Origin of the sequence: Streptomyces cynarae, from assembly GCF_025642135.1 — a bacterium.
GTDB classification, from domain to species: Bacteria; Actinomycetota; Actinomycetes; order Streptomycetales; family Streptomycetaceae; genus Streptomyces; species Streptomyces cynarae.
In genome coordinates, this window is record NZ_CP106793.1 from 4960754 (window position 1) to 4987500 (window position 26747).

Genomic DNA, 26747 nt, shown 5'->3' on the forward strand with positions numbered 1-26747 from the left:
GAGGGCGCCTAGTAGCGGCCGCCCGCCGGTGGGGCACCCAGGGTGGGGCGATATCGCCACCGGTACGGCATGTCCTCGTAGATCGCGCGTTTGGTAATCAACAGTTCCTACTTGTACCAAGAAACGGTCAAGTCACCTGCTTCCCGAGGTTCCCATGTCTCAGAGCGTCATGCCCTCCTCCTCCCGTATGTCCCGGATGCGTGCCCGGCTGGCCGTGCTGGCCGCCGGTGCCGGGGCCTCAGCCGTGCTGGGGGCCGATGTGGCGGCCGCCGCCGGCAGTGGCGCGGTGAGCGCCGCGTCCTGGGTCCATCCGGTCAGGGGCTACTCGCTCACCGCCGGCTTCAACCAGGCCGGCGGCATGTGGAAGTCCGCCCACAGCGGGCAGGACTTCGCCGTGCCGAGCGGGACGAGCGTCGTCGCCGCGCACGCCGGGACCGTCGTCAAGGCGGGAGCGGGCGGCGCCGGGGACGGGGCGGCGTACGGCAAGGCCGTCGTCATCAGGCACGCGGGCGGCACCTACTCGCAGTACGCCCACCTCTCGCGGATCGACGTCAGGGTCGGCCAGGCCGTCGCCACCGGCCAGCGCATCGGGCTGTCCGGCAACACGGGCAACTCCAGCGGCCCGCATCTGCACTTCGAGGTCCGTACGACCCCGCACTACGGATCCGCCGTCAACCCCGTCGCCTACCTGCGGGGCAGGGGCGTGGCCGTCTGAGGCGTGCCCGGGCCCTCCCTACGCCGTCCCCTCACCCGAGTGGGCCTGTGTGACCAGGTCGATCGCGACCTCCAGCACCGCCTTGCGCTTGGCCTCCGGATCGCCCTCGACCTCCTGGAGGACGAACATCCCCGCGTGCATCGTGAACAGCGCGCTGACGCAGCGGACCTGGTCGGTCAGGGAGGCGTCCGGATCCCGGATGATGTCGCGCATCTGCAGCATCCGGTCCTTGAACTGGTTGCCGATGCTCAGTTCGCGGATCGTGGCCTGGTTCTCCTGCATGAAGCGGAAGAGCGGGGCCGCGCCGGCCAATGCCTCGCTGTAGCGGCGCAGCACCTCCTGCTTGGTCTCGAGGGTGTGCGGCTGCGCCTTGCCCCACTCGATCAGCTCGTCGATCGGGCGGGTCAGGTCCTCGAAGATGCTGGCGAGGATCTCTTCCTTGGTCTTGAAGTGGTAGTAGAGCGCGGCCTTGGTGACGTCCAGGCGCTCGGCGATCTCCCGCAGCGAGGTCTTCTCGTAGCCCTGCTCGGCGAAGAGGTCGAGCGCCACGTCCTGGATGCGCTGACGGGTGTCCCCGCGCCGCTGCCGCTTGGTGCCTTCCATGGTGGTGCCGCCCATCCTCGTACTCCTCGCACTCCCGGAGAGCCCGTGTGCAGGCCTCCTCGCCGAGCCTACGAAACTTACTTGACGCACGGCTAGTTACGGGGCTATCTTCCCCGAGAATAGCGAACTAGCCGGGCGACAAGTAAGTAGCCGGGCGGCAGGCAGTACCAAGGGGAGACTGGGGACATGGCGGACAGCGCGGCACCGGCCGCTGACGGTGACAAAAGTGAGAAACAACCTCGGAGCATACGGGTCGTCCTGCTCGCGCTGATGATCACGATGATGCTCGCGATGCTCGACAACATGATCGTGGGCACGGCGATGCCGACCATCGTGGGCGAGCTGGGCGGCCTCGAACACCTGTCGTGGGTGGTGACCGCGTACACCCTCGCCACCGCCGCCGCCACGCCGCTGTGGGGCAAGCTCGGAGACATGTACGGGCGCAAGGGCTCGTTCATGACCTCGATCGTGATCTTCCTGGCCGGGTCCGCGCTCAGCGGCATGGCGCAGAACATGGGCCAGCTCATCGGCTTCCGGGCCGTCCAGGGGCTCGGCGCGGGCGGTCTCATGGTCGGCGTCATGGCCATCATCGGTGATCTGATTCCTCCGCGGGAGCGCGGCAAGTACCAGGGCATGATGGCGGGCGTCATGGCGCTCGCGATGATCGGCGGTCCGCTGGTCGGCGGCACCATCACCGACAACTGGGGCTGGCGCTGGGCCTTCTACATCAACCTGCCGCTCGGTGTGGTCGCACTGGGCGCCATCAGCGTCGTGCTGCACCTGCCGAAGAAACGGTCCCAGGCCCGGGTCGACTACCTCGGCGCCGCGCTGCTGACCGTCGGCATCACCTCGATCGTGCTGGTCACCACCTGGGGCGGGTCCCAGTACGCGTGGACGTCCGCGCGGATCATGGAGCTGATCGGGATCGGTGTCGCCGCGCTCGTCGGATTCCTGTTCTGGCAGACGAAGGCCGCCGAGCCGGTCGTGCCGCTGCACATCTTCCGCAGCCGGAACTTCTCGCTGATGTCGGCGATCGGTTTCATCACCGGGTTCGTGATGTTCGGTGCGACGCTGTTCCTGCCGCTGTACCAGCAGTCCGTGCAGGGCGCGTCCGCGACCAACTCGGGGCTGCTGCTCCTGCCGATGCTCGGCGCCATGCTCGTGGTGTCGATGATCGCGGGGCGGGTCACCACCAACAGCGGGCGGTACAAGGTCTTTCCGGTGGTCGGCAGCGTGCTGATGATCGCGGGCCTCTTCCTGCTGTCGCAGATGGACACGGGGACCAGCCGGTTCACCTCGGGTTTGTACATGGCCGTGCTGGGTGCCGGGATGGGCTGCCTGATGCAGGTCACCATGCTGGTGGCGCAGAACAGCGTCGAGATGCGGGACATGGGTGTCGCCTCGTCGACCACGACCCTCGCGCGGACGCTGGGCTCCTCCTTCGGCGTCGCGATCATGGGCGCGCTGTTCAACAACCGGGTGCAGCACGTGATGGCCGAGCGGGCCGGTGCGCTGGGGTCGAAGATCACCGAGCAGTCGGCGCAGCTGGACGCGAAGAGCCTTCAGAAGCTGCCGGCGGCGGCGCGTGAGGCGTACCAGCACGCGGTGTCCGCGGGCACGCACTCGGCGTTCCTGCTCGGCGCGGTGGTGGCCGTGCTCGCGCTGGCTGCGGCGGTGTTCGTGAAGGAGGTCCCGCTGCGGGGAGCGGGACCCGACAAGCAGGCCGGGGCCGCGGCTGGGGACGCCGCGGATGTGCCGCCGGCGGTTGCAGAGGCCGTCTGACCGGCACGGGCTCCGGCCCGAGGCCCCCGGGTGCGTGCGCCCGGGGGCCTTTCGGCACGCGGACGGGCACAGCGGGCGAGTCTCGCCCCCGCCGCCCTGTCAGTGCCGCGTGGCAGCATCGGGGGCGTGGACAAGATGCGGCAGCTGCGGCTGGCCAAGGATCTGATGGACCGGGACTGGGCCGATCCGGCGCTCGATCTTGAGGCCGTCGCCGACCGTGCCGGGTACTCGCGGTATCACTTCCTGCGGGCCTTCAAGGAGGCGTACGGCGAGACGCCGCGGCAGTATCTGACGCACCGGCGCATCGAGCGCGCCGAGGACCTGCTGCGCACCGCCGATCTGTCCGTGACCGAGATCTGCCATCTCGTGGGGTTCAGCAGCGTCGGGACGTTCTCGGCGCGGTTCAAGGCCAGGACCGGGCTCACGCCCAGCGAGTACCGCGCCAAGCACGTCGGCCGCGGCGCCGCGCTCATACCCGGGTGTTACGCGATGCTCTGGGCGGGCGGGTTCCGCAGGAGCGAGCAGAGCAATTCCGGAGAAGCGGGGTGAAGGGGCCGCTGCTTACCGTGGCAGCGCACACCGCACCTCCCACCTCCAGGAGCACGCCATGATCAAGGGGCTCGCCATCACCACCGTCTGGGTCCTCGACCAGGACCGGGCCAAGGAGTTCTACACGCAGAAGCTCGGCCTCGAGGTCCGTACGGACATGACCATGGGCGACGGCGGCATGCGCTGGCTCACCGTAGGCGCCCCGGACCAGCCCGACGTCGAGCTGACGCTCATGGTGCCCGGGCCGCCGGCGATGGACCCCGAGTCCGCCGAGATGATGAAGAAGCTCGTCGCCAAGGGCGCTCTCGGTGCCGGTGTGCTGGCCACCGACGACATCCACGGCGACTACAAGCGGCTCAAGGACCGCGGCGTGGAGTTCCTCCAGGAGCCGCAGGAGCGGCCGTACGGCACCGAGGCGCTCTTCCGCGACGACTCCGGCAACTGGTTCTCCTTCACCCAGCGCCGCGAGGGCGGTCTGGACTTCGAGAAGGAGTGGAGCTAGCCGGCTCCTCCCTGTCCTTCTGCCGGCCCCGGTCCTGCGGCCTCCCGGTTCTGCTTCTTACTTTCCCGACATGGGCAGCATCGGAAAGCTGCCCGTGTCCGTCGGCGCGTGCTCCGGCAGCCACAGCACCGCCACCGCCCCCTCGGCCGGCACGTGCTCCGGCACCCCGGGCGCCCGGATGTTGCGGAACGTCAGCCGGGCGCCCAGCACCCGCGCCTGCCCCGCCGCGATCGTGAGCCCCAGGCCGTGGCCCTGGCCCGAGCGGTCCGACCTGCCCGTACGGAACCGGCTCGGGCCCTCGGCCAGCAGCTCCTCGGGGAAGCCGGGCCCGTGGTCCCGTACACGGATCACCCGGCCCTCGACGGACACCTCGATGGGCGGCTTGCCGTGTCGTGCCGCGTTCGCCAGCAGGTTGAACAGCACCCGCTCCAGACGGCGCGGGTCCGTGGTGACCTCCGACTCGTGGATCACCCTGACGTCGACGTCCGCGTCCTTCGCGGCCACCCGCCGGGTCACGAACTCACCCAGCATGATGTCCTGCAGCTCGGCCCGCTCGGACGCGCCGTCCAGACGGGCCACCTCCAGGACGTCCTCCACGAGCGTCCGCATGGCCTTCGCGCGGTCCAACACCAGTTCGGTGGGGCGGCCCGGCGGCAGCAGCTCCGCCGCGGTGAGCAGGCCCGTCACCGGCGTGCGCAGCTCGTGCGCGATGTCCGCGGTCACCCGGCGCTCCGCCTCCAGCCGCTGTTGCAACGCGTCCGCCATCGCGTCCACCGCCCGCGCCAGATCGTCCGTCTCGTCGCGTACGACACCACCGATCGCGTCCCGTACGCGCACGTCCGTCTCGCCCTTGGCGACCCGGTTCGCCGCGGCGGCCGCCTTGCGCAGCCGGCCCGACAGCTGCCCGCCGATCAGCACACCGAGCGCGGAGCCCCCGAGGACCACCGCGATCGAACCGATGATCAGGGCCTGGTCGAGGTCCTTGATCACCCCGACGCTGCGGTCCGTGCGGGTGTGCAGGGACAGCACCCGGCCGTCCTTGAGCGGTACGGCGGCCCAGGTGTCCGGCACCCCGTTGCGGTCCCAGGAGGCGAAGGTGGCGCGCCTGCCCTGCATGACCTTCTCCAGGAGGTCCCGCGGGATGGCCGGGTCGTCGATCTTGGTCCCGAAGGTCTGGGTGCGCCCGGACTCGTACATCCGCTGCGCCACCTGGATGCGCTCGTCGGCGAGGTCACGTGCGCTGTTCAGCATCGACACCTGGGCCGCGTTGTGCACGACCAGGCTCAACGCGATCGCGACGAGCGCCCCGACCAGGGCGATCGCCGCGCTGAGCTTCCATCTCAGACCGGTGCGTATGGCCGCGTCCTCGGGGACGAGGCGGCCGATGATCCCCCGCATGCTCCTGTCCCCGCTCACGCCTTCAACTTGTAGCCGAAGCCGCGGACCGTCTCGATCCGGTCCTGGCCGATCTTGGTGCGCAGCCGCTGCACATGGACGTCGACGACACGGGTGTCCCCGCCCCAGCCGTAGTCCCACACGCGCTCCAGCAGCTTGTCGCGCGACAGTACGGTGCCGGGCGCCGACGAGAACTCGAGCAGCAGGCGCATCTCGGTCGGCGTCAGGGCCACCGGCTGCCCGGCCCGCCGGACCTCCATCCCCTCGGTGTCGACCTCCAGGTCACCGAAGGTGAGCACCCCGTCGTCCCCGGGCGAGGTGTCCTCGGCCGCCCGGCCGGCGCCGCTCGCGTGCCCGAAGCGGCGCAGCACCGCACGGATGCGCGCCACCAGCACGGCGCCGTCGAAGGGCTTGGTCACGTAGTCGTCGGCGCCCGCCTCCAGACCGAGCACCACGTCGATCGAGTCGGCCCGCGCGGACAACATGATCACCGGCACGGTCGACTCGTCGCGGATGCGCCGGCACAGGCTGACCCCGTCCAGGCCCGGAACCATCACGTCCAGCAGGGCGATGTCGGGACGGCGGGCGCGGAACGCCTCCAAGCCCGACAGGCCGTCGGGCATGGCGGTCACCGCGAAGCCGTCGCGCTCCAGCGCGAGCTGGGTGGCCTCGCGGATGACGTCGTCGTCCTCGACGAACAGGACGTGTGTCTGCTCTGCCATCCGCTGCTCTCAGTAGGGGTCGGGTGTCACTTCTTGGTGGGGGCGGCGGTGCCGCTGTTGCCCACAGCGTTGCTGTACTCGTTGCGCGTGCGGGATATCTCGGTGAAGTGGCTGGTCCTCCAGTCGTAGGTGATCACTTCCTCGCTGGAGGGGTACGACACCGGGTCGCCCTTCTCGTACATCTGCTGGGTCACCACCAGGTCGCCGCGGTCGATCTCCGCGTAGACCGGCGGCTCCTCGGCCTTGAACACATTCTGGTACCTGTGGTTCTTCATCCGGTACACGTACGAGCCGACCCCGACCGCGTCACCGCACGTCATCACGTTGACCACGATGTCGTCGACATCGCCGCCGGTGAGGTCGCCGTAGGACACGTCGACCGGGTACTCGTCGGCCACGCAGGGCTTCAGGTCCTCCTTGACCACCTTGGCGACCTGCGGGTCGTCCTTGACGATCTTCACCACTTCGGCGCGCGTGGGCTCCTTGGTGGTGGGCGACGGCGACGGCGTGGCGGCACCCGCGATGACCGGGTCGCTCCCCGCGGGGCCCTCGTCCCGGGCGCCCGCGCCGCCCGTGGCGCAGGCGGAGACGAAAAGCCCGAGGGCGGTGACCGCGGCCACCGCCGCGGTCACCGCCTTCAGGGCTCCGCTGAGCCGTATGACCCCCGTACCTAGGCGGCGCAACGCTCCCGCTCCTCACGCTCCAGCGCGCGTGCGTCCAGGTCGCGGGCTTCCAGCTCCTCCCGGAGCCGGGCGAGCGCCCGGTGCAGCGTGCTCTTGACCGTACCGGCCGACATGCCGAGGGCGGCGGCCGTCTCCTCCGTGGACATCTGCTCCCAGTGTCGCAGCACGACGACGCTGCGCTGCTTGGGAGCCAGCACCTTCAGGACGTCCATCAGCAGGGCACGGGCGGCGTGCTGCTCCGTGGAGTCCTCCACCGACGCGTCCGGGAGCTGCTCGGTGGGGACCTCCTCCAGTTTGCGCGAGCGCCACCACTCGGTCCGCGTGTTGATCATGACGCGGCGCAGGTAGGCGTCGGCCAGTCGCTTGTCCGCGATGCCGTCCCAGCGGCCGTAGGTGCGCACCAGCGCGGTCTGCAGCAGGTCCTGGGCGTCGGTCGGGTCGGGGACCAGCCGGCGCGCGCTGCGCAGCAGCGCGTCCTGCCGGGTGCGTACGTAGTCTTCGAACTCGAGCACCTCGCCGTGCGCCATTCCAACCGCCTCCGTTCCCCGTTTTCCGACCTGTGGTCCGGCTGCGCCCCGCAGCCCGGCCGGTTCCTCACAACCTCGAGCGGGCCCGTCCCGAGCCCGGGTGCCGCACTGTCGGCGGCACGCATATGAAGTTACGGACGAGTTGTCACGGCGTTGTCCGTTCCAGGCTGCGGAGAGCACTCGGCTGTCCGTCGGTTGTGTAACAGGCGTAGGAACGGGGTAAAGGCAGGCGGGAGTTGGGGTGGGTATGGGGTGATTTGTCAGGTGGGTAGGGGGCTGGAGGCTGTGATGTGGCGGCGGTGTTGCTGTGACGGGACCAAGGGTTGGCTGTGAAATCGGGGAGCGGGGCGCTCGGACGGGTCAGGTGAGGGGCAGGCGGTAGAGGCGGCCCGGGAGGGGCTCCACCAGGCCGTCGGAGACCAGGCCGTCCAGGGCGCGGGCGCGCTGGACCGGGTCGTCCCACACGCGGTCGAGCACCGACTGCGGCACCGGGCCCACGGCCTCCCGCAGCACGGCCAGCAGTCGGCCGCGCACCTGACGGTCCGTGCCCGCGTACGTCTGGCCTCGGCGCGGCGGACCGTCGTGCTCGGGCTTCCCGGCCAGTCGCCAGGCGCACTGCGTGGCGATCGGGCAGCGGTGGCAGTTCTCGTTCTTCGCCGTGCAGATCAGCGCGCCCAGTTCCATGGAGGCGGCGGCCCAGCGCGAGGCGGTGCGCTCGTCGTCCGGCAGCAATTCGCGGGCGAGCCTGCGCTCGGCGGCGGTGGTGGCGTTGGGCGGGTACTGCACGCCGGTGACCGCGCGGGCCAGGACCCGGCGCACATTGGTGTCGAGCACCGGGTGTCGCTGGCCGTACGCGAACGACGCGACGGCGGCGGCCGTGTACTCGCCGATGCCGGGCAGGGCGAGCAGTTGGGCGTGGTCTGTGGGGACGTCGCCGCCGTGCCGTTCCGTTATGGCGACCGCGGCGCCGTGCAGGCGGAGGGCGCGGCGGGGGTAGCCGAGGCGGCCCCAGGCACGGACCGCTTCGCCGGGGGGTTCCTTGGCCAGGTCGGCCGGGCGGGGCCAGCGGGTGAGCCACTGCTCGTAGACGGGCAGGACGCGGTTGACCGGCGTCTGCTGCAGCATGAACTCACTGACCATCACGCCCCAGGGTCCGGCTTCCGGGCGCCGCCACGGGAGATCACGGGCGTGCTGCTCGAACCAGGCGATGACCGGGCCGTGCAGGACCGTGCCGGGGGCTTGGCCGGTGGCGGTGGAGCCGGGGGTGTCGTCGGTCTGGACGGGGGCGGTGGCGGGGGCGGGGGTGGTGGGTGCAGTCATGGCGTAGTCGATCCTGCCATGCCGGGGGTGGTCGGGTGGGGAACCGGCTCGGGGTGGTTTTGTCCGGGATGACCTTTCGTGGGCTCCGGCGGTCGGGCTCGGTGTCCGTGGGTGAGGGCGTCCTCCGGAGAGTTCGCCGGCTCGGCGGACGCGGCTCTCCGAGATGATGATCCGGAAAAGTTGTGGCCCGGGCGGCGGGTGGGGCCAGGTGTGGGGGAGATCTCTCGTACAGTTTGCGCCGTGGGATCTCTGCGCAATCCGGTTGGGCCGCTTCCCTCCTCCATCTACTGGCGACGGAGGGCCGTAGTGCTGTCCGTGGTCGCCCTGTTGGTGCTGCTCGTCGTGTGGGCGGTCACCTCCTCCGGTGGCGGCGGGAAGAACAAGGCGGACGGCTCGAACGGCAAGCATCCCACGTCATCGATCACGCCGGGCCCGTCCGGTACGGGGCCCGCGATCAGCCAACGCCCGGGCGGGCGCGACGAGTCGGGCGGCGGCGACGGCTCCGGGTCCTCCGGGTCGTCGGGCTCCGGGACCTCCGACGGAACGGGTGGCGCCGGATCCGGCGGCGCGGGCGACGGGGTTAACGGCGGTGGCAGCGGCGGCACTTCCTCCTCCGTCGACCAGCTCCCCGCTGGTGGTGGGGCGACGCTGCCCAACTGCGCGTCCGGCGCGGTGCAGTTGACGCTGCGCAGCCTGCACAACACCTACGAGCCCGGGGACACCCCCACCTTCCAGCTGATCGCCAAGAACACCTCAGGCAGCGACTGCAAGGTCGACCTCGGCCCCAAGTACGCGGTGCTGACGATCACTCAGACGGGAAGCGGCAGCGCCTTCTGGACCTCGGCGGACTGCCCCGGCGGCTCGGGCGGCGCGCTGTTCCGGGTGCCCGCGAACGAGCAGGTCACCTACACCGTGAAGTGGGACCGCAAGCACAGCGCACCCAACTGCGCGACGCCCCCGGCGGGTTCCGCGCCGGCGGGCACCTACCTGGTCGAGGCGAAGGTCCCCGGCTTCCCGAAGGCCCAGACGTCGTTCGTGCTGGCGAAGGACTAGGTCCTGTCCTTGGGATGAGCCGGGCGTCGCGGGCCCCGGCCCGTGAGTACGGCAACCCCGACTGCCGGGTGCCGTGCGCGGCACAGCGCCCCGGCCCCGGCTCGGCCGTCGGTCAGACGTACCGCTCGAGGATCGAGGACTCCGCCAGCCGCGACAGGCCCTCGCGTACGCTCCGTGCCCGGGCCTCGCCCACCCCGTCCACCGTCTGCAGGTCGTCCACGCTGGCCGCGAGCAGTTTCTGGAGGCCGCCGAAGTGCTCCACCAGGCGGTCGATGATCGCGCCGGGCAGCCGCGGGACCTTCGCCAGCAGGCGGAAGCCGCGCGGGGACACCCCGGAGTCGAGCGCCTCGGGGGAGCCGGTGTAACCCAGCGCCTTGGCGACCGTGGACATCTCCAGGAGCTCCGCGTGGCTCAGCGCGTCCAGCTCGGCCAGCGCCTCCTCGACCGTGCGGGAACGCTTCGCGGTCGGTTCCGGCACGTAGTCGCGGACCACCAGTTCGCGCTCGGGCTCCACGCCCGCGATCAACTCGTCGAGCTGGAGGGCGAGGAGGCGGCCGTCCGTGCCCAGCTCGACCACGTACTCCGCGATCTCGGTGGCGATGCGGCGCACCATCTCCAGCCGCTGCGCGACCGCCGAGACGTCCCGGACCGTCACCAGGTCCTCGATCTCCAGCGCGGACAGCGTCCCGGCCACCTCGTCCAGGCGGAGCTTGTACCGCTCCAGGGTGGCCAGGGCCTGGTTGGCGCGGGACAGGATCGCCGCCGAGTCCTCCAGGACCCGGCGCTGCCCGTCGACGTACAGCGCGATCAGGCGCATCGACTGGGAGACGGAGACCACCGGGAAGCCGACCTGCTTGCTCACCCGGTCCGCCGTGCGGTGCCGGGTGCCCGTCTCCTCCGTCGGGATCGTGGGGTCCGGGACGAACTGCACGCCGGCCCTCAGGATCTTCGACAGGTCCGAGGAGAGCACGAGGCCGCCGTCCAGCTTGCACAGCTCCCGCAGCCGGGTGGCCGTGAACTCGACGTCCAGGACGAAACCGCCCGTGCACATCGCCTCGACGGTCTTGTCGGAGCCGAGCACGATGAGACCGCCGGTGTTGCCGCGGAGCACGCGCTCCAGTCCGTCACGCAGGGGCGTGCCAGGTGCCACGGCGCTCAGTGAGGCGCGCATCAGGCGATCGGAACCGGCACTCCCACCGGACTTTCCGGGAGCTGCTGCCCGGTCGTTGGCTGCCACTGCACTCCTCCGGTCGCAGGTTCTGAGGCGCTCCCGTGTCGCACACTCGGTTCGTACGGACGGGCGAGACCAGGGCAAAGTCTACCGGCGGTCCTCCTCCTCCCGTGGGGCCTCTCGGCGACGGGAGCGGGGCAGGACCCGCAGCGCGTCCCCCACGTCCGCCACTTCCAGCACCTTCATCCCGGGCGGGATCCTCCCGGGATCGGCCGGTACGAGGGCGTGGGTGAAGCCCAGGCGGTGGGCCTCGGCCAGGCGGCGCTGGACGCCCGTGACCCGTCTGACCTCTCCGGCGAGGCCGACCTCGCCGATCGCCACCAGGTTCTTGGGCAGCGGGGTGTCGCTCGCGGCGCTCGCCAGCGCCAGTGCCACCGCCAGGTCGGCGGCCGGCTCGGAGAGCTTCACCCCGCCGACGGTCGCGGAGTAGATGTCCCGCTTGCCCAGGGCGCTGATCCGGCCGCGCTGCTCCAGCACGGCGAGCATCATCGAGACGCGGGAGGTCTCCAGGCCGGACGTCGTGCGCCGTGGGGAGGGGATCTGCGAGTCGACGGTCAGTGCCTGCACCTCGGCCACCAGGGGGCGGCGGCCCTCCAGGGTGACGGTGAGGCAGGTGCCGGGGACCGGCTCGTCGCGGCGGGTCAGGAACAGGCCGCTGGGGTCCGCGAGGCCCGTGATGCCCTCGTCGTGGAGCTCGAAGCAGCCGACCTCGTCCGTGGCGCCGTAGCGGTTCTTGACGCCCCGGACCAGGCGCAGGCGCGCGTGCCGGTCGCCCTCGAAGTGCAGGACGACGTCCACCAGGTGCTCCAGCAGGCGCGGACCCGCGATCGCGCCGTCCTTGGTGACGTGGCCCACCAGGAGCGTGGCCATGCCGCGCTCCTTGGAGGCGCGGATCAGGGCCCCGGCGACCTCGCGCACCTGGGCCATGCCGCCGGGCGCGCCGTCGATCTCCGGGGAGGCGACGGTCTGGACCGAGTCGAGCACGAGCAGGGACGGCTTGACCGCGTCGAGGTGGCCGAGGACGGCCGCGAGGTCCGTCTCCGCCGCCAGGTAGAGGTGGTCGTGGATGGCTCCGATGCGGTCGGCGCGCAGCCGCACCTGGCTCGCGGACTCCTCGCCGGTGACATACAGCGTGGGGTGCTCGTCGCTCGCCGCCTTCGCCGCGACGTCGAGCAGCAGCGTGGACTTGCCGACGCCGGGTTCGCCCGCCAGCAGCACGACCGCGCCCGGTACGAGTCCGCCGCCGAGGACGCGGTCCAGCTCGGGCACGCCGGTGGGGCGGGCGGTGGCCTGCCGCCCGTCGACCTGGCCGATCGGCAGGGCGGAGGTGGTCACCCGTCCCGGTGTCGTCGTCCGCACGGCGGGCGCGCCGTACTCCTCGATCGTCCCCCAGGCCTGGCACTCGGGGCAGCGGCCGAGCCACTTGGCCGTCTGCCAGCCGCACTCGGTGCAGCGGTAGGACGGCCGGTCCTTGGAGGTCTTCGTACGGGCAGCCATGGTCGAAACCGTAGCGGGGGCCACTGACAACCGGTCGCACGCCAGCCGGGAGGAGCTTCGGCAGGGCGGTCCTACAACCCGGCGCCTTGCTGCCCTGTGCGCCCCCCAAGCTGCGGAATACATCGTTCCTGTCCCCTTATGAGGGATCGTTTCACCCGTACGGAGTAAAAGTGCTCAAGGAGGAAGAAGGTGCCGGTCATCGCCGCCTACGGTCGCACGGGTGATGAGCAGCAGGCCGGAGATCTCGACGCACGCCACCGGCGCACACCCGGCGCGCAACGACGCGCGGCAGCGGGGAAGCGCGCCCCGTGGCGCGACCCCCCGCACCCTGGCGCAGCGCCTGCCCGCGCGCTTCGACCCCTACGTGGACGGACTGTTCACCTACTGCCTGTCCGTGCTGTGCGACCACGACGCGGCGACCGAGGCCCTCGCGGACGCCCTGGCGCTCGCCGAGCGCCGCGGCACCCGCGGCCCGCGGTCCCACGACGACCACCGCGCCTGGTTCTACGCCCTCGCCCGCTGGTCCTGTCTGCGCCGCCTCGCCGAGGCCCGGCGCCACCGCCGGGCCGGGCGCGACCGCGACCTCGGCGCGCACAAGGAAGCCGCCGACCGGCGCGCCGCCGGGTCCCTCGGCACCACCCCCGAGCCGGCCGAGGAGACCGAGGAGCTGCGCCGCCGCGAGCTCGCCCAGCTCGCCTGGCCGGAGGCCGCCGGCACCACCCCCGAGCAGCGCGAGGCGCTCGAACTCGCGGTACGCCACCAGCTCGCCCCCCGTGAGGTCGCCGCCGTGCTCGGCCAGGACCCCACCGCCACCCGGGAGCTGCTGGCCGCCGCCGCCTGCGAGGTGGAGCGCACCCGCGCCGCCCTCGCCGTCGTCGAGACCGGCACCTGTCCGGGCGTCGCCCGCCTCACCGGCGACCACCAGCTCGTCCTCAGCGCCGCCCTGCGCCGCGAACTCGTCCGGCACGTCGACGACTGCCCGCGCTGCCGCCGTACCGCCGAGCGCGCCGTTCCCGGGACCTGGCCCGGCACCAGCGTCACCCCTGCCGCGCTGCCCGTCCTTCAGGCCCCGCGCGCGACCCTGCACACCGCGATGACGCACGCCGCACGGGCGCGTGGCGGCTCCCCCCGCTTCGACCGGCGCGGCTTCCCCATGGACCCGAAGGACCACGCGGCCCGCCGGGACCGCCTCCGCGCGCGTGCCGTCACCACGACCGTCGTCGCCACCGTGGTCGCCGCCCCGGTGTTCGCCCTGTGGGCCGCCTACCGCGGCCCCCTCACCGGCGAGGCCGCCGACGGCCGCCCCGCCACCGCGCGCGAGGTGCAGGGCACGGCGCCGCTCGGCGGCGAGGGCGCGGGCGGGTACGAGAACGCGGGCAACGCCAGTGCGAGGCCGGGCGCCCGCCTCCCCGGCAAGGACGGCCGCACACCCGACGTCTCCGTCGAGGTCATCGGCGTGTCGACGGGCGCCCCGGGCGAGGGGCGTCTGGCGGTGACGGCCCGCAACGACGGCACCACCACCCTGATCACCCTCACCGCGTCCGGCAGCTCACCCGTCCACTGGTCGGCGACCACGGGCGCCTCCTGGCTGTACATGAGCCAGTCCTCGGGCACGCTCGACCCCGGCGCGTCGTCCACGATCCGCGTCTACGTCGACCACCTCCGTGAGCCCTCCGGCCCCTGGCACGCGCAGGTGGCGGTGGCCCCGGCGGGCGCCGTCGTCTCGATCGACGGCCACGGCGCGACGGGCCCGTCCGAGCCGGGCCCCACCCCCACCCGGACCGTCCCGTCCGACCCCTCACCGACCGGTCCGCCGCCCGGCCCGGACCCCATCCCCGGCGACCCGACCCCGACCGGCACGCCGACCTCCAGCCCGTCGCCCTCCGACCCGCCGGCCTCGAGCCCGCCGCCCACCGACAGCGGCGCGCCGAGCCCGGCCTCGTAGGCCGCCTTGTCCGTACCGTCAGGCCACGGGATCCGCGGGGTGCGGTGCCACCAGCGGCAGCTGCGACGCCAGGCGCTGCTCGCACAGCTCGGCCAGGCGGTCGTACCCCGCCTTGCCCATCAGCTCGGTCAGCTCCGCCCGGTAGGAGACGTACACCGGCTCGCCCGCGCCGTGCGCCGACGTCGCCGACGTGCACCACCAGTGCAGGTCGTGGCCGCCCGGACCCCAGCCCCGGCGGTCGTACTCACCGATCGACACCTGCAGCACCCGGGTGTCGTCGGGCCGGTCGATCCACTCGTACGTGCGCCGGATCGGCAGCTGCCAGCACACGTCCGGCTTGGTCTCCAGCGGCTCGCGGCCCTCCCTGAGGGCGAGGATGTGCAGCGAGCAGCCCGCGCCGCCCGCGAACCCGGGCCGGTTCTGGAAGATGCACGAGCCCTGGTACGGGCGGGTCTGCCGGGACCCCTCGTCGTCCTCCACGACCCAGCCCGTCTCCATGCCCACGTCATGGTGCTGCCAGATCTCCGGGGTGAGCCGTGCCACGTGCTCGGCCACCCGCTTCTCGTCGTCCTCGTCCGAGAAGTGCGCCCCCAGCGTGCAGCACCCGTCGTCCGCGCGGCCCGCCTGGATGCCCTGGCAGCCGCTTCCGAAGATGCAGTTCCAGCGCGAGGTCAGCCATGTCAGATCGCAGCGGAAGACCTGTTCGTCGTCGGCCGGATCCGGAAACTCCACCCACGCGCGCGCGAAGTCGAGCCCCTTCTCGTCACTCGCCTTCAGCGCTTTCTTCGCCATCTTCAGGGCCTTCTTTGACGGGGACGCCTTCGCCTGCGAAGAATCCTTCGATCCAGTGGAGGATTTGTCGGTCTTCGCCTTTTTCGTCTTTGGCACGCCTCCAGAGTAAGTGGCCCCGGACCGCTCCGGGGACGGCAGATCCCCGCACTGGCAGTAGCGTTCCGTACATGAGACTCGGTGTCCTCGACGTGGGTTCGAACACGGTGCATCTGCTGGTGGTGGACGCCCACCCCGGCGCGCGCCCCCTGCCCGCGCACTCGCACAAGGCGGAGCTGCGGCTCGCCGAACTCCTGGACGGCGACGGAGCCATCGGCCAGGAGGGTGTGGACAGGCTGATCGCCGTCGTCCGGGACGCCCTCCAGGCCGCCGAGGACAAGGGCGTCGAGGACCTGCTGCCGTTCGCCACCTCCGCGGTGCGCGAGGCAGGCAACGCCGACGACGTCCTCGCCCGGGTCGAGGACGCCACGGGCGTCCAGCTGCAGGTGCTGACCGGCGAGGAGGAGGCCCGGCTGACCTTCCTCGCCGCCCGCCGCTGGTTCGGCTGGTCCGCGGGCAAACTCCTCGTCCTCGACATCGGCGGCGGCTCGCTGGAGATCGCCTACGGCATCGACGAGGAACCCGACGCCGCGGTGTCCCTGCCGCTGGGCGCCGGCCGGCTGACCGCCGCCTGGCTGCCCGGCGACCCGCCCGACCCCGAGGACGTCAGGGCCCTGCGCCGCCACGTACGGACCGAGATCGCCCGCACGGTCGGCGAGTTCAGCCGCTTCGGGCGGCCCGACCACGTCGTCGCCACCTCCAAGACGTTCAGGCAGCTAGCCCGCCTCGCCGGGGCGGCCCGCTCCGCCGAGGGCCTGTACGTCCAGCGCGAGCTGAAGCGGGAGTCACTGGAGGGCTGGGTGCCCCAGCTCGCCGGGATGACGGCCGCGCAGCGCTCGGAACTCCCGGGTGTCTCCGACGGCCGCGCGGGCCAGCTGGTGGCCGGGGCGCTGGTCGCGGAGGCGGCGATGGACCTGTTCGGCGTGGAGGCGCTGGAGATATGCCCCTGGGCACTGCGGGAGGGAGTGATCCTGCGGCGGCTGGACCACATGGGCTCGGTGTGAGCAGGGGGGCCGCCATATTGGCTCGATGTTGGCAGGGGGCCCGCCATATGGGCTCGATGTGAGCAGGGGGGCCCGCCACAGGGGCCCGGTGTGAGCAGGCGGTCCCACCACATGGGCTCGGTATGAGCAGTGGGTGCCCCGACAAGGGCGCGGGACTGTGACCGCTGCGGCTCCGCCGCGCGGTCGCGAGCGGGCACGGCCCGTGACGCCGGGCTGACCCGCAAGGCACCCCCTAGTGACCTCGGCCACCCCCACCCCCCACTCCCGGCCCAACCGCCGGAGGCACCCCGTACCCTGTCCCTCGTGGCAGAACCAGCGGTGCGCATCCCGGATGCGAAGGTCGCGCTGTCGACGGCCTCCGTCTACCCGGAGTCGACGGCGACGGCCTTCGAGATCGCCGCGCGCCTCGGGTACGACGGGGTCGAGGTCATGGTGTGGACCGACCCGGTCAGCCAGGACATCGAGGCGCTGCGCCGGCTCAGCGACTACCACCAGATCCCCATTCTGGCCGTCCACGCCCCCTGTCTGCTGATCACACAGCGGGTGTGGTCCACCGACCCCTGGGTCAAACTCCAGCGGGCCCGCGCGGCCGCCGAGAAGCTCGGCGCCGGCACCGTCGTGGTCCATCCGCCCTTCCGCTGGCAGCGCCAGTACGCCCGTGACTTCGTCGACGGCATCTGGCGCATGGCGAACGAGACGGATGTGCGGTTCGCCGTCGAAAACATGTACCCGTGGCGCTACCGGGATCGCGAGATGCTCGCGTACGCCCCCGACTGGGACGTCACGAAGGACGACTACCGGCACTTCACGATCGACCTCAGCCACGCCGCGACGGCCCGCACGGACGCCCTGCAGATGCTCGACCGCATGGGCGACCGCCTCGGCCACGTCCACCTCGCCGACGGCAACGGCTCCAGCAAGGACGAGCACCTCGTCCCCGGCCGCGGGATACAGCCCTGCGCCGAGGTCCTGGAGCGGCTGGCTCTGGGCGGCTTCGACGGCTACGTCGTCATCGAGGTCAACACCCGGCGCGCCATGTCCGGCGCCGAGCGCGAGGCCGACCTCGCGGAGGCCCTCGCCTTCAGCCGGCTGCACCTGGCGTCGGCGGTGCGGGTACCCCGCCGGTGAGCGGGCTCGGGCCGGCCGAGGATCAAAGACAGCCCTGAGACATACGTCCCGCATTCCGGACATCGTGTCCGTCCCTTGGAGCACCGGCGTACGCTCGACGTGAGCCAGAACTCCGCCAGGCTCCCTGGTGGAACTCTCCGAAGGAGCGAGCGACGATGCCCGAGCTGAGGTCCCGCACAGTCACCCACGGCCGCAACATGGCGGGCGCCCGCGCCCTTATGCGCGCCTCCGGTGTACCCGGTGCGGACATCGGACGGAAGCCGATCATCGCCGTCGCCAACTCCTTCACCGAGTTCGTCCCGGGCCACACCCATCTCCAGCCGGTCGGCCGGATCGTCAGCGAGGCGATCAAGGAAGCCGGCGGCATCCCGCGCGAGTTCAACACCATCGCGGTGGACGACGGCATCGCCATGGGCCACGGCGGCATGCTGTACTCCCTGCCCTCCCGCGACCTGATCGCGGACAGCGTGGAGTACATGGTGGAGGCCCACTGCGCCGACGCCCTGGTCTGCATCTCCAACTGCGACAAGATCACGCCGGGCATGCTGATGGCCGCCCTGCGCCTGAACATCCCGACGGTCTTCGTCTCCGGCGGCCCCATGGAGTCAGGCCGGGCCACCCTGGTCGACGGTACCGTCCGCACCCTCGACCTGGTCGACGCGATCTCCGACGCCGTGAACGACAAGGTCTCCGACGAGGACATCCTCCGCATCGAGGAGAACGCCTGCCCGACCTGCGGCTCGTGTTCCGGCATGTTCACCGCCAACTCGATGAACTGCCTGACCGAGGCGATCGGCCTCTCCCTCCCCGGCAACGGCTCGGTCCTCGCCACCCACACCGCCCGCAAGCAGCTGTACGTGGACGCGGCCCGCACGGTCATGGACCTCACCCGCCGCTACTACGAGCAGGACGACGACACGGTCCTGCCGCGCAACATCGCCACCTTCTCCGCCTTCGAGAACGCGATGGCCCTCGACATCGCGATGGGCGGCTCCACCAACACGATCCTGCACCTGCTGGCGGCGGCCCAGGAGGCGGGCGTTCCCTTCGGCCTGGAGGAGATCGACCAGGTCTCGCGCCGGGTGCCGTGCCTGGCGAAGGTCGCCCCGAACGTCGCCAAGAACCGCACGTACTACATGGAGGACGTGCACCGCGCCGGCGGCATCCCCGCCCTCCTCGGCGAGCTGCACCGCGCGGGCCTGCTGAACGAGGACGTGCACGCCGTCCACAGCCCGTCCCTCGCGGACTGGCTGAAGACGTGGGACATCCGCGGGGGTTCGCCCTCCCCGGAGGCCGTGGAACTGTGGCACGCGGCCCCCGGCTGCGTCCGCTCGGCGGAGGCCTTCTCCCAGTCGGAGCGCTGGGAGGCCCTCGACGAGGACGCCGAGAACGGCTGCATCCGCTCCGCGGAGCATGCGTACTCCAAGGACGGCGGCCTGGCGGTTCTCAAGGGCAACCTGGCCGAGGACGGCTGCGTGGTGAAGACCGCGGGCGTCGACGAGTCGATCTGGACCTTCGAAGGCCCGGCGGTCGTCTGCGAGTCGCAGGAGGAGGCCGTCGAGAAGGTCCTCACCAAGCAGGTCAAGGAGGGCGACGTCGTCGTCATCCGCTACGAGGGCCCCAAGGGCGGCCCCGGCATGCAGGAGATGCTGTACCCGACCTCGTACCTCAAGGGCCGCGGCCTGGGGAAGGCCTGCGCGCTGATCACCGACGGCCGTTTCTCCGGCGGCACATCGGGCCTGTCGATCGGCCACGCGTCCCCCGAGGCGGCCTCCGGCGGCACGATCGCCCTGGTGCGGGACGGTGACCGCATCCGCATCGACATCCCGAACCGCACGATCGAGCTCCTGGTCTCCGACGAGGAGCTCGACACCCGCCGTGCCGCGCTGAACGGCGTCTACGCCCCCGCGAACCGCGACCGCAAGGTCTCCGCGGCACTGCGCGCGTACGCCGCGATGGCGACGAGCGCGGACAAGGGCGCGGTGCGCGACGTGACGAAGCTGGGCTGAGGGCTCACACCAGGAGCTCCGGAAAGGGCCGCCCGCCGCCGGGCGGCCCTTTCGCGTCCTACCAGCGGGCCGGGTCGCGCCCGTCGACGGCGAAGACGGTGCCGTCGGGGGCGGAGGCGTAGACGTGGCCGTCCGCGATCACGGGCTCGGGCAGGGAGGCCGCGACCCGGTCCGCGTTCGTGCCGAGGCGCGACGGGGTCTGGCCGACGAGGGTTCCCTTGCGGGCGTCGACGGCCAGGAGACGACCATCGGCCGCGGTCAGGTACACATGGGCGTCGTCCGCGACCGGCGCCGAGCCGCGACTCACGGACGTCTCCAGATGCCACAGCTCCTTGCGCGCGTCCGTGTCGACGGCCTCCAGCGACCCGCCGGAAGCGAGCAGGTAGACGACGTTCTTGTGCACGGTGGCCTGGGCGTCCTGACGCCGGACGGGCAGAGGCACCCGGCGCGACAGCTTGGCCTTTGGGCTGTACCGGACGACGGCGACCGCATCCCCGTAGAACCGGTCGACGGAGAGGAAGAAGAGGGAGCCGTCACTGGAGGCGAAGGGTTCGAGCTGCCCGCTGAGCCGGGCGTCCCACCGCACATCTCCGGTCACCGGATCCACCGCGGTGACGCGCGAGCTGCTCCCGTCGTCGGAGACGCTCGTCGCGTACGCCGTCGGGTCTCCGGGGAACGAGGTGAACAGGGGCATGCTCTGGCCGGGGATCCGCCGGCGCCATTTGGTGTCGCCCGATGCGCTGTCGACGCCGGTGACGGCGCCGTCCCTGCCAGTGATCAGCAGCATGCCTCCGACGGACCGCAATCCGCTGTGCGAAGGGACGCTGCGCTGCCAACGCGTCCTGCCCGAAGCGGGGTCCAACGCCTCCATGCGCTGTCCCTCGCCCAGCAGCGGCTGCACGAGGCCGCCCGACAGGACCGGCGGCGCGCTCCTGGGTGCCGTGGCGACGACGTGCCGCCACAGCAGCGTGCCGTCGGCCGGATCAAGGGCATAGACGAGCCCTGACCGTGCGCACAGCAGCTTCCCCGCCCCGTAAGAACAGTGGGGCGCACTGGTGTCGCCGGAAACCGGAGGTGTCCGCCACTGATGGAATCCGTCCGCCGGGGCCGACCGGGTGGTGGCTCGCGGTGGCCCGCCGTCTGACAGCAGGGGAATCGAGGCGAACGCGCCGACGGCCACCAGACCGAGCGCCCCGACGGCCAGGGCCACCCGCTTACGCAGCCGCCGCTCCGGTCGCGGCTTCTCGGGGCCGGCCGCGGACTTCGGTACGTCGCTGTCGTCCGTCCGCTGGGCCGGTATGAACGCCTGGGTGTCGTACGAGGCCGCCACCGACCGCAGGTCCCGCATCAGCTCATCCGGCGTGGGCCGATCCTCGGGCTCCTTGGCCAGACATCGCGACACCAACGGCGCCAGGTCCTCCGGCACACCGGTCAGATCCGGCTCGTCGTGCACCACCTGATAGGCGACGACGTACGGACTGTCAGAGTCGAACGGTCCCCGCCCGGTCGCCGCGTGCACCATCACGGACCCGAGCGCGAAGATGTCGGCGGCGGGCCCCACCTCCCTCGGCCGCCGGAACTGCTCCGGCGCCATGAACGGCGGCGTACCGATCAACTTGCCGGTCTCCGTGCGCAGTTCGCTGTCCTTGGGGCGGGAGATGCCGAAGTCGATGACCTTCGGCCCGTTCTCGGCGAGCAGCACGTTGCTCGGCTTCAGATCCCGGTGCACGACCCCGGCCCGATGGATGTCGCGCAGCGCCTCCGAGAGCCCGGCCATCAGCCGACGCAACTGGGCCGGGGCCATGGGCCCGTTCCGCTTCACGTGCTCGGAGAGGGTCGGTCCGGGAATGTACAGGGTCGCCATCCAGGGCCGTTCGGCCTCCGGGGCAGCGTCCACGACGGGCGCGGTGAAGGCGCCGCTCACCCGCCGGGCCGCGGCCACCTCCTGCCGGAAACGGCTCCTGAACTCGGGGTCTTTGGCGAACTCGGCGTGCACGACCTTCACGGCGACCTTCATCCCGGAGGTGCTGCGGGCCAGGTGCACCACGCCCATGCCACCGGAGCCCAGGCAGGACTCCAGGCGGTAGTGACCGGCGTACTCGGGAAGTTCCGCTTCCGCGCCCGCCCCGGTGTTGCGCTGTGGCGCCATGGACCACCCCCGTGCTGTTCGTCCGCGCGCGCGACGCACGGAGCCTAGTCGATGACTCGTGCGAGACCGAGGCGACTTGCTAGCCTCCGCGTGCCGATCACCCACGTGCGTTTCGCGGCGTGATGCGAGGGAATCAACGGGGCCCCATGACAGTCGTGGGGCCGACGGGGGAGGTTTTTCATGTCTGTCGAGCACGTCGAAGAAGTCGGGAGCGGCGACGAGGCGAACGCCGTTACGACGGCTGCGGCTCTGCGCTACTACGCGGTCGCACCCGGCGTTCGGCTCAACGTCCGCAGTGGTCCGGGCACCAGCTACAGCATCGTCCGCGTGCTCAACGAGGGCGCCTACGTCCCGATCTACTGCCAGACGTCGGGTACCACGGTGACGGGCTACTACGGCACGAGCAACATCTGGGACAACATCAGCAACGGTGAGTACGTCTCGGACGCGTACGTGAACACGGGCAGCGACGGCTATGTCGCCTCGCGCTGCGGCTGATCCCGCCATCGGGAGGACGTCATGACGCTCAGGAAGCGCAGATCCCTTCTCCTGACGGGTTCCACCGCCGGAGCCCTTCTCATGCTGCTGGGTTCGTCCACGGATGCCTCGGCGCTGACCTACTACTCGATCGCCCCAGGCGTCAGTGTCAACGTGCGCAGTGGCCCCGGTACCAGCTACAGCATCGTCCGCGTGCTGCCCGAGGGCTCCAAGGTCCCGATCTTCTGCCAGACACCGGGCACGACGGTGACGGGCTATTACGGGACGAGCAACATCTGGGACAACATCGACAACGGTGAGTACGTCTCCGACACGTACGTTCACACCGGCAGCGACGGCTACGTAGCCCCGCGCTGCGGCTGACCGGCACCGGGGCGGGGGTCCTCGCCCTCCGGAGTGATAATCGACGCGTGAGCGACGACAACGGCACTCCGGACACCCCCAAGGGCGGCCCCCGCCCCGAACCGATCCGCTTCTTCGGCACCACCTGGGTGGATCACGACGGCGGCTACACGGCCCGCCGTGTAGCCGTGTCCGCCGGCTCCCTCGCCGCCGCCGCGATCTCCTGCCTCGTCCTGCGCTTCGCCTACCAGGGCCTGAACATCGCCGACGTCGGCGCACCGGTGACGTTCCTGGTCGTGGTCATGTTCGCCGTGTGCAGCGCACTCGCGTTCGGTCACACCTGGGGAGCCTTCACCAAGCGCCCCGACCCCGAGCGCCAGTCCTCTCTCCGCGGCCTCCTCACCATCGGCTTCGTCGGCTCCCTCCTCGCCTACTTCTTCCGCTCCCTGACCGAGGCCCCCGGCGAGAAACTCCACCGTGAGGAGTACGACCAGGCCCGCGCCGCCCACGAGAAGCGCACCTCGCGCCGCACCGGCAACCCCTCCCGCCGGCGCCGTTCCTGACCCGGGCCCCGCCCAACGCCGAGTAAATCCGCTGCCCCGGCCCCGCCTCCCCGCCACCATGGGCGTATGACCGCGCCCTCCCGAGCCGCCCGCGCCCACTCCTTCAACGCCGCGGCCGCCCAGTACGCCGCGAACCGCCCCTCCTACCCGCCCGCCCTCTTCGACGCTCTGGAAGACCTCGCCGACCGCCCCCTCGCCGGCGCCCGCGTGGCCGACATCGGCGCCGGCACCGGTATCGCCACCACCCTGCTCAAGGCCCGCGGCGCGCACGTACTCGCCGTGGAACCCGGTGCCGGCATGGCCGACCAGTTCCGCCGCACCCTCCCCGACGTCCCCCTCCTGCGCGGCGACGGCAACGCCCTCCCCCTCGCCACCGCCTCCACCGACGTCCTCACCTACGCCCAGTCCTGGCACTGGACCGACCCCGCCCGCTCGGTCCCCGAAGCCCTGCGCGTCCTGCGGCCGGGCGGAGCGCTCGCGCTGTGGTGGAACATGGACGCCCAGGACGTTCCCTGGATAACCGAGCAGGCCGACCGCATCAAGCGTTTCTTCGGCACCGAGAAGGCCACCAAGAACGGCGCCGGCGGCACCCATATCGAACTCGCCTTCCAAGGGGCGCCGGAGGTCCCCGACCACGCCCACCGCGTCGTCCGTTGGAGCCGTACGATCTCCGTCGACACCCACCTGGCCAACATCGGCAGCCACTCGATCTTCCTGGTCGGCGGTGAGGAACGCGCCGGGGCCTTCCTCGCCGAGGAGCGGGACCACCTCCTCAAGACCTTTCCGGACGGCCGTGTCGAGGAGGTCTACGATGTGCTACTGATCGTGGCCCGGCGGCGCTAGCCGCGGGCCGTCGTGCCCGGGGCGGCGCGGCACGGCACGCACAGCCACCGTCCCGCCCACCGGACACCCCGCCGAGCGCACCCTCCCCGGTGCGAGGATGACCGGAGGACGACGCACCCCGGAGGGCCCCACCACCATGACCCAGAAAGTCGCAGTCCTCGGTACCGGCAAGATCGGCGAAGCCCTGCTCAGCGGAATGATCCGAGCCGGCTGGGCCCCCGCCGACCTCCTGGTGACCGCCCGCCGCCCGGAGCGGGCCGAAGAACTCCGCACCCGCTACGGCGTCACCCCGGTCACCAACCCCGAGGCCGCGAAGAACGCCGATACGCTCATCCTCACGGTCAAGCCCCAGGACATGGGCACGCTCCTGGACGAACTCGCACCCCACGTCCCCGCCGACCGCCTGGTCATCAGCGGCGCAGCCGGCATCCCCACCTCCTTCTTCGAGGCCCGCCTCGCCGTCGGCACCCCCGTGGTCCGCGTCATGACGAACACCCCCGCCCTCGTCGACGAGGCCATGTCCGTCATCTCCGCCGGCACCCACGCCACCGCCGATCACCTGGCCCACACCGAGGAGATCTTCGGCGCCGTCGGCAAGACCCTCCGTGTCCCCGAGTCCCAGCAGGACGCCTGCACCGCGCTCTCCGGCTCGGGCCCGGCGTACTTCTTCTACCTGGTCGAGGCCATGACCGACGCCGGCATCCTGCTCGGCCTGCCCCGCGACAAGGCCCACGACCTCATCGTCCAGTCCGCGATCGGCGCGGCGGTGATGCTCCGCGACAGCGGCGAGCACCCGGTCAAGCTCCGCGAGAACGTCACGTCCCCCGCGGGCACCACCATCACCGCCATCCGCGAACTCGAGAACCACGGCGTACGGGCCGCCCTCATCGCCGCCCTGGAAGCCGCCCGCGACCGCAGCCGCGAACTGGCCTCCGGCAACAACTGACGTCCCTCGGGGGCGGGTGCCGGGTCACCCCGCCCCGCGCACGACTTCCTCCGTGGTCACCATGCGCGCGAACCCGCCCGCCTTCAGGGACGCCGACCTCTCCCTGCCGGGGTCGCGCGCCTACCGAGCCGCGTTCACCACGGGTTCCCGCACCCCGGAAGCCGCCGGCAGCAGGCCGATCGCGCGATAGGCGGCATCCACGGTCGGCCGGGCCACCGCCCGCGCCCGCTCCGCACCATCGCGCAGCACGTCCTCCACATGCGCGGGATCCGCGCACAACTCCCGATGCCGCTCCTGCACCGGCCTCAGCAGCTCGACCACGGCCTCCGCGGTGTCCTTCTTCAGGGCGCCGTACGACGTGTACGCGCCGCTCAACTCCTCGGGGTCACCCCCGGAGCAGGCGGCGAGGATCTCCAGGAGATTGGCCACGCCGGGCCGTGCCTCCCGGTCGTACACGACCTCCGCCCCACTGTCGGTCACCGCACGCATGACCTTCTTCCGTACGACGTCCGGCTCGTCGAGCAGATAGACGATCCCAGGACCGGAGTCGTCGGACTTGCCCATCTTCGACGTCGGGTCCTGAAGGTTCATGACGCGGGTCGCGATCTTGGGGGGCGTCGCCCGGGGCACCACGAACGTGTGCCCATAGCGCTGGTTGAACCGCACGGCCAGATCCCGCGCGAGCTCCACATGCTGCGTCTGATCGTCCCCGACCGGCACCTCGTCCGTTGCGTACGCCAGGATGTCCGCGGCCATCAGCACGGGATACGTCAGCAGGGACAGCCGTACGCTCCCACCCCGCGCCCGCTCGCGTGCGGCCTTCTCCTTGTACTGGATCATGCGCCGCATCTCGCCGTCGGTGGCCACGCACTCCAGCAGGTACGACAGCCGCGCGTGCTCGTCGACGTGGCTCTGCACGAACAGGGTGCACCGCTCCGGGTCGAGCCCCGCCGCCAGCAACAGCGTCGCCGCCTGCCGACTGAGCCTGCGCACCCGTGCCGGATCGTGGTCCACGGTCAAGGCGTGCAGGTCGACGACGCAGAAGAGCGCGTCCGCCTGGTGCTGGTCGACGTCCACCCACCGCTGGATGGCGCCCAGGTAGTTTCCCAGCGTCAGGTGCCCGGTCGGCTTGACCCCGCTGAAGACCCGTGTCATCTCACTCCACCTCCTGGTCGGGGCCGCCGCCTTCGGCCGGCCGCCCCTCGGAGATCCGGAGGGAGATACGAGAACGGCCGCCGGAGCGGCGGCCGTTGAGCGCATACGTGAGTCCGGCCGCCGTCAGGCGGCCCACCACAGCTGGTTGCACGTACGCGAAGTCATGGCACCGAGAGTACGCGCACCGGGACCTGATGCAAGGGCGCGGGGCCGAGTTGACACGTACCGGGCCGATCCGTAGTGTTCTCCGGGTTGCCCGACGTGAGCGCCGACTCCGGTCGGTCCCCGGGCAGCCACTCCGCAGGTACCAACCGATAATCGGCGCCATGTCGTCGTGTGTATTGGTGTGCGTATTTTCGGAATGTAGGAACGAAGCCCCCGATTAGCTCGGGAGCCGAGAATCCGCTAAAGTCTCACTCGTCGGAACGGCTCAAAAGCCGCGAGGACAAGCCCGGTTGACTGGGCGTCGGACCCCGAAGGGAACTGAGGGATCTGATAGAGTCGACAAAGCCGGAAGGCCGAAAGGCCGGAAAGCACCGAGGAAATCGGATCGGAAAGATCTGATAGAGTCGGAAACACCGAAGGGAAGCGCCCGGAGGAAAGCCGAGAGAGCAAGTCTCTCCGGTGAGTACAAAGGAAGCGTCCGTTCCTTGAGAACTCAACAGCGTGCCAAAAGTCAACGCCAGATATGTTGATAC

The 26747-nt window shown here is 71.3% G+C and carries 26 protein-coding genes; 14 read left to right on the top strand and 12 right to left on the bottom strand.

What is annotated here, in order from left to right:
* Positions 1–154 precede the first annotated feature (154 nt).
* Positions 155–715, top strand: a complete 561-nt coding sequence (locus N8I84_RS22755; RefSeq protein WP_263231238.1) for a M23 family metallopeptidase — start codon at positions 155–157, stop codon at positions 713–715.
* An 18-nt stretch (positions 716–733) separates the two neighbouring features.
* On the opposite strand, the gene N8I84_RS22760 is transcribed toward N8I84_RS22755, so the two are convergent.
* On the bottom strand, positions 734–1333 hold the full coding sequence (locus tag N8I84_RS22760) for a TetR/AcrR family transcriptional regulator (protein ID WP_263231239.1): 600 nt from the start codon (positions 1331–1333) through the stop codon (positions 734–736).
* A 171-nt stretch (positions 1334–1504) separates the two neighbouring features.
* On the opposite strand from N8I84_RS22760, the gene N8I84_RS22765 reads away from it, so the two are divergent.
* The 3 genes from N8I84_RS22765 to N8I84_RS22775 all read left to right on the top strand — a co-directional run bounded on the left by N8I84_RS22765 (position 1505) and on the right by N8I84_RS22775 (position 4151).
* Positions 1505–3100, top strand: a complete 1596-nt coding sequence (locus tag N8I84_RS22765; protein WP_263231240.1) for an MDR family MFS transporter — start codon at positions 1505–1507, stop codon at positions 3098–3100.
* 135 nt (positions 3101–3235) lie between these two features.
* The gene (locus N8I84_RS22770) at positions 3236–3649 is read left to right on the top strand and encodes a helix-turn-helix transcriptional regulator (RefSeq protein WP_263234860.1); all 414 of its coding nucleotides are present in this window, start codon (positions 3236–3238) and stop codon (positions 3647–3649) included.
* A 58-nt stretch (positions 3650–3707) separates the two neighbouring features.
* The gene (locus N8I84_RS22775; RefSeq protein ID WP_263231241.1) at positions 3708–4151 is read left to right on the top strand and encodes a VOC family protein; all 444 of its coding nucleotides are present in this window, start codon (positions 3708–3710) and stop codon (positions 4149–4151) included.
* A gap of 57 nt (positions 4152–4208) precedes the next feature.
* Here the strand turns inward: N8I84_RS22775 and cseC are convergent, their stop codons facing one another.
* The 5 genes from cseC to N8I84_RS22800 form a co-directional block, all read right to left on the bottom strand.
* Complete coding sequence (gene cseC / locus N8I84_RS22780; protein WP_263231243.1) at positions 4209–5549, bottom strand: two-component system sensor histidine kinase CseC; 1341 nt, start codon at positions 5547–5549, stop codon at positions 4209–4211.
* Between the two features lie 14 nt (positions 5550–5563).
* Positions 5564–6268: a two-component system response regulator CseB gene (cseB, locus tag N8I84_RS22785; protein ID WP_200422420.1), complete on the bottom strand. Its 705-nt coding sequence runs from the start codon at positions 6266–6268 to the stop codon at positions 5564–5566.
* A gap of 26 nt (positions 6269–6294) precedes the next feature.
* Complete coding sequence (locus N8I84_RS22790) at positions 6295–6951, bottom strand: hypothetical protein (protein WP_263231244.1); 657 nt, start codon at positions 6949–6951, stop codon at positions 6295–6297.
* Positions 6939–7478, bottom strand: coding sequence for a SigE family RNA polymerase sigma factor (locus tag N8I84_RS22795; RefSeq protein ID WP_263231245.1), 540 nt, complete (start codon positions 7476–7478; stop codon positions 6939–6941). The genes N8I84_RS22790 and N8I84_RS22795 overlap by 13 nt, the downstream gene beginning before the upstream one ends.
* Before the next feature lie 360 nt (positions 7479–7838).
* On the bottom strand, positions 7839–8798 hold the full coding sequence (locus tag N8I84_RS22800; protein ID WP_263231246.1) for an HhH-GPD family protein: 960 nt from the start codon (positions 8796–8798) through the stop codon (positions 7839–7841).
* Positions 8799–9038: 240 nt separating this feature from the next.
* On the opposite strand from N8I84_RS22800, the gene N8I84_RS22805 reads away from it, so the two are divergent.
* Positions 9039–9851 (top strand): hypothetical protein, encoded by an 813-nt coding sequence (locus N8I84_RS22805; protein WP_263231247.1) that lies wholly within the window; start codon positions 9039–9041, stop codon positions 9849–9851.
* A gap of 112 nt (positions 9852–9963) precedes the next feature.
* Here the strand turns inward: N8I84_RS22805 and disA are convergent, their stop codons facing one another.
* Both disA and radA read right to left on the bottom strand, forming a co-directional pair.
* Complete coding sequence (gene disA, locus N8I84_RS22810) at positions 9964–11088, bottom strand: DNA integrity scanning diadenylate cyclase DisA (protein ID WP_103842159.1); 1125 nt, start codon at positions 11086–11088, stop codon at positions 9964–9966.
* 81 nt (positions 11089–11169) lie between these two features.
* The gene (radA, locus tag N8I84_RS22815) at positions 11170–12579 is read right to left on the bottom strand and encodes a DNA repair protein RadA (protein WP_263231249.1); all 1410 of its coding nucleotides are present in this window, start codon (positions 12577–12579) and stop codon (positions 11170–11172) included.
* A 223-nt stretch (positions 12580–12802) separates the two neighbouring features.
* Here radA and N8I84_RS22820 point away from each other — a divergent pair, with 223 nt between their 5' ends.
* Positions 12803–14524 carry a BACON domain-containing protein gene (locus N8I84_RS22820; RefSeq protein WP_390898935.1) on the top strand — a complete coding sequence of 574 codons (1722 nt, stop codon included), beginning with the start codon at positions 12803–12805 and terminating at the stop codon, positions 14522–14524.
* Between the two features lie 18 nt (positions 14525–14542).
* On the opposite strand, the gene N8I84_RS22825 is transcribed toward N8I84_RS22820, so the two are convergent.
* Complete coding sequence (locus N8I84_RS22825) at positions 14543–15412, bottom strand: hypothetical protein (RefSeq protein WP_263231251.1); 870 nt, start codon at positions 15410–15412, stop codon at positions 14543–14545.
* A gap of 71 nt (positions 15413–15483) precedes the next feature.
* Between N8I84_RS22825 and N8I84_RS22830 the strand changes: the two genes are divergently transcribed.
* The 3 genes from N8I84_RS22830 to ilvD all read left to right on the top strand — a co-directional run bounded on the left by N8I84_RS22830 (position 15484) and on the right by ilvD (position 19553).
* Positions 15484–16416: a Ppx/GppA phosphatase family protein gene (locus tag N8I84_RS22830; RefSeq protein ID WP_263231252.1), complete on the top strand. Its 933-nt coding sequence runs from the start codon at positions 15484–15486 to the stop codon at positions 16414–16416.
* A gap of 303 nt (positions 16417–16719) precedes the next feature.
* The gene (locus N8I84_RS22835) at positions 16720–17544 is read left to right on the top strand and encodes a sugar phosphate isomerase/epimerase family protein (protein WP_263231253.1); all 825 of its coding nucleotides are present in this window, start codon (positions 16720–16722) and stop codon (positions 17542–17544) included.
* Positions 17545–17699: 155 nt separating this feature from the next.
* Positions 17700–19553, top strand: coding sequence for a dihydroxy-acid dehydratase (gene ilvD / locus N8I84_RS22840; RefSeq protein WP_263231254.1), 1854 nt, complete (start codon positions 17700–17702; stop codon positions 19551–19553).
* A gap of 58 nt (positions 19554–19611) precedes the next feature.
* On the opposite strand, the gene N8I84_RS22845 is transcribed toward ilvD, so the two are convergent.
* Positions 19612–21702, bottom strand: coding sequence for a serine/threonine-protein kinase (locus N8I84_RS22845; RefSeq protein WP_263231255.1), 2091 nt, complete (start codon positions 21700–21702; stop codon positions 19612–19614).
* A gap of 180 nt (positions 21703–21882) precedes the next feature.
* Between N8I84_RS22845 and N8I84_RS22850 the strand changes: the two genes are divergently transcribed.
* From N8I84_RS22850 to proC, 5 genes are all read left to right on the top strand, one after another.
* On the top strand, positions 21883–22200 hold the full coding sequence (locus N8I84_RS22850; protein ID WP_263231256.1) for an SH3 domain-containing protein: 318 nt from the start codon (positions 21883–21885) through the stop codon (positions 22198–22200).
* Positions 22201–22281: 81 nt separating this feature from the next.
* The gene (locus N8I84_RS22855) at positions 22282–22563 is read left to right on the top strand and encodes an SH3 domain-containing protein (RefSeq protein ID WP_263234861.1); all 282 of its coding nucleotides are present in this window, start codon (positions 22282–22284) and stop codon (positions 22561–22563) included.
* A gap of 47 nt (positions 22564–22610) precedes the next feature.
* Complete coding sequence (locus N8I84_RS22860; RefSeq protein ID WP_263231257.1) at positions 22611–23105, top strand: EamA/RhaT family transporter; 495 nt, start codon at positions 22611–22613, stop codon at positions 23103–23105.
* Between the two features lie 66 nt (positions 23106–23171).
* Positions 23172–23948: a class I SAM-dependent methyltransferase gene (locus tag N8I84_RS22865; RefSeq protein WP_263231258.1), complete on the top strand. Its 777-nt coding sequence runs from the start codon at positions 23172–23174 to the stop codon at positions 23946–23948.
* 136 nt (positions 23949–24084) lie between these two features.
* Positions 24085–24894 carry a pyrroline-5-carboxylate reductase gene (gene proC, locus N8I84_RS22870; RefSeq protein WP_263231259.1) on the top strand — a complete coding sequence of 270 codons (810 nt, stop codon included), beginning with the start codon at positions 24085–24087 and terminating at the stop codon, positions 24892–24894.
* A gap of 120 nt (positions 24895–25014) precedes the next feature.
* Here proC and trpS read toward each other — a convergent pair whose 3' ends face one another.
* Together trpS and N8I84_RS22880 are read right to left on the bottom strand one after the other, a co-directional pair.
* Entirely contained in the window at positions 25015–26049 is a 1035-nt protein-coding gene (trpS, locus tag N8I84_RS22875) for a tryptophan--tRNA ligase (protein ID WP_263231260.1), read from the bottom strand.
* A 1-nt stretch (position 26050) separates the two neighbouring features.
* Positions 26051–26200 carry a hypothetical protein gene (locus N8I84_RS22880; protein ID WP_263231261.1) on the bottom strand — a complete coding sequence of 50 codons (150 nt, stop codon included), beginning with the start codon at positions 26198–26200 and terminating at the stop codon, positions 26051–26053.
* Positions 26201–26747 lie beyond the last annotated feature (547 nt).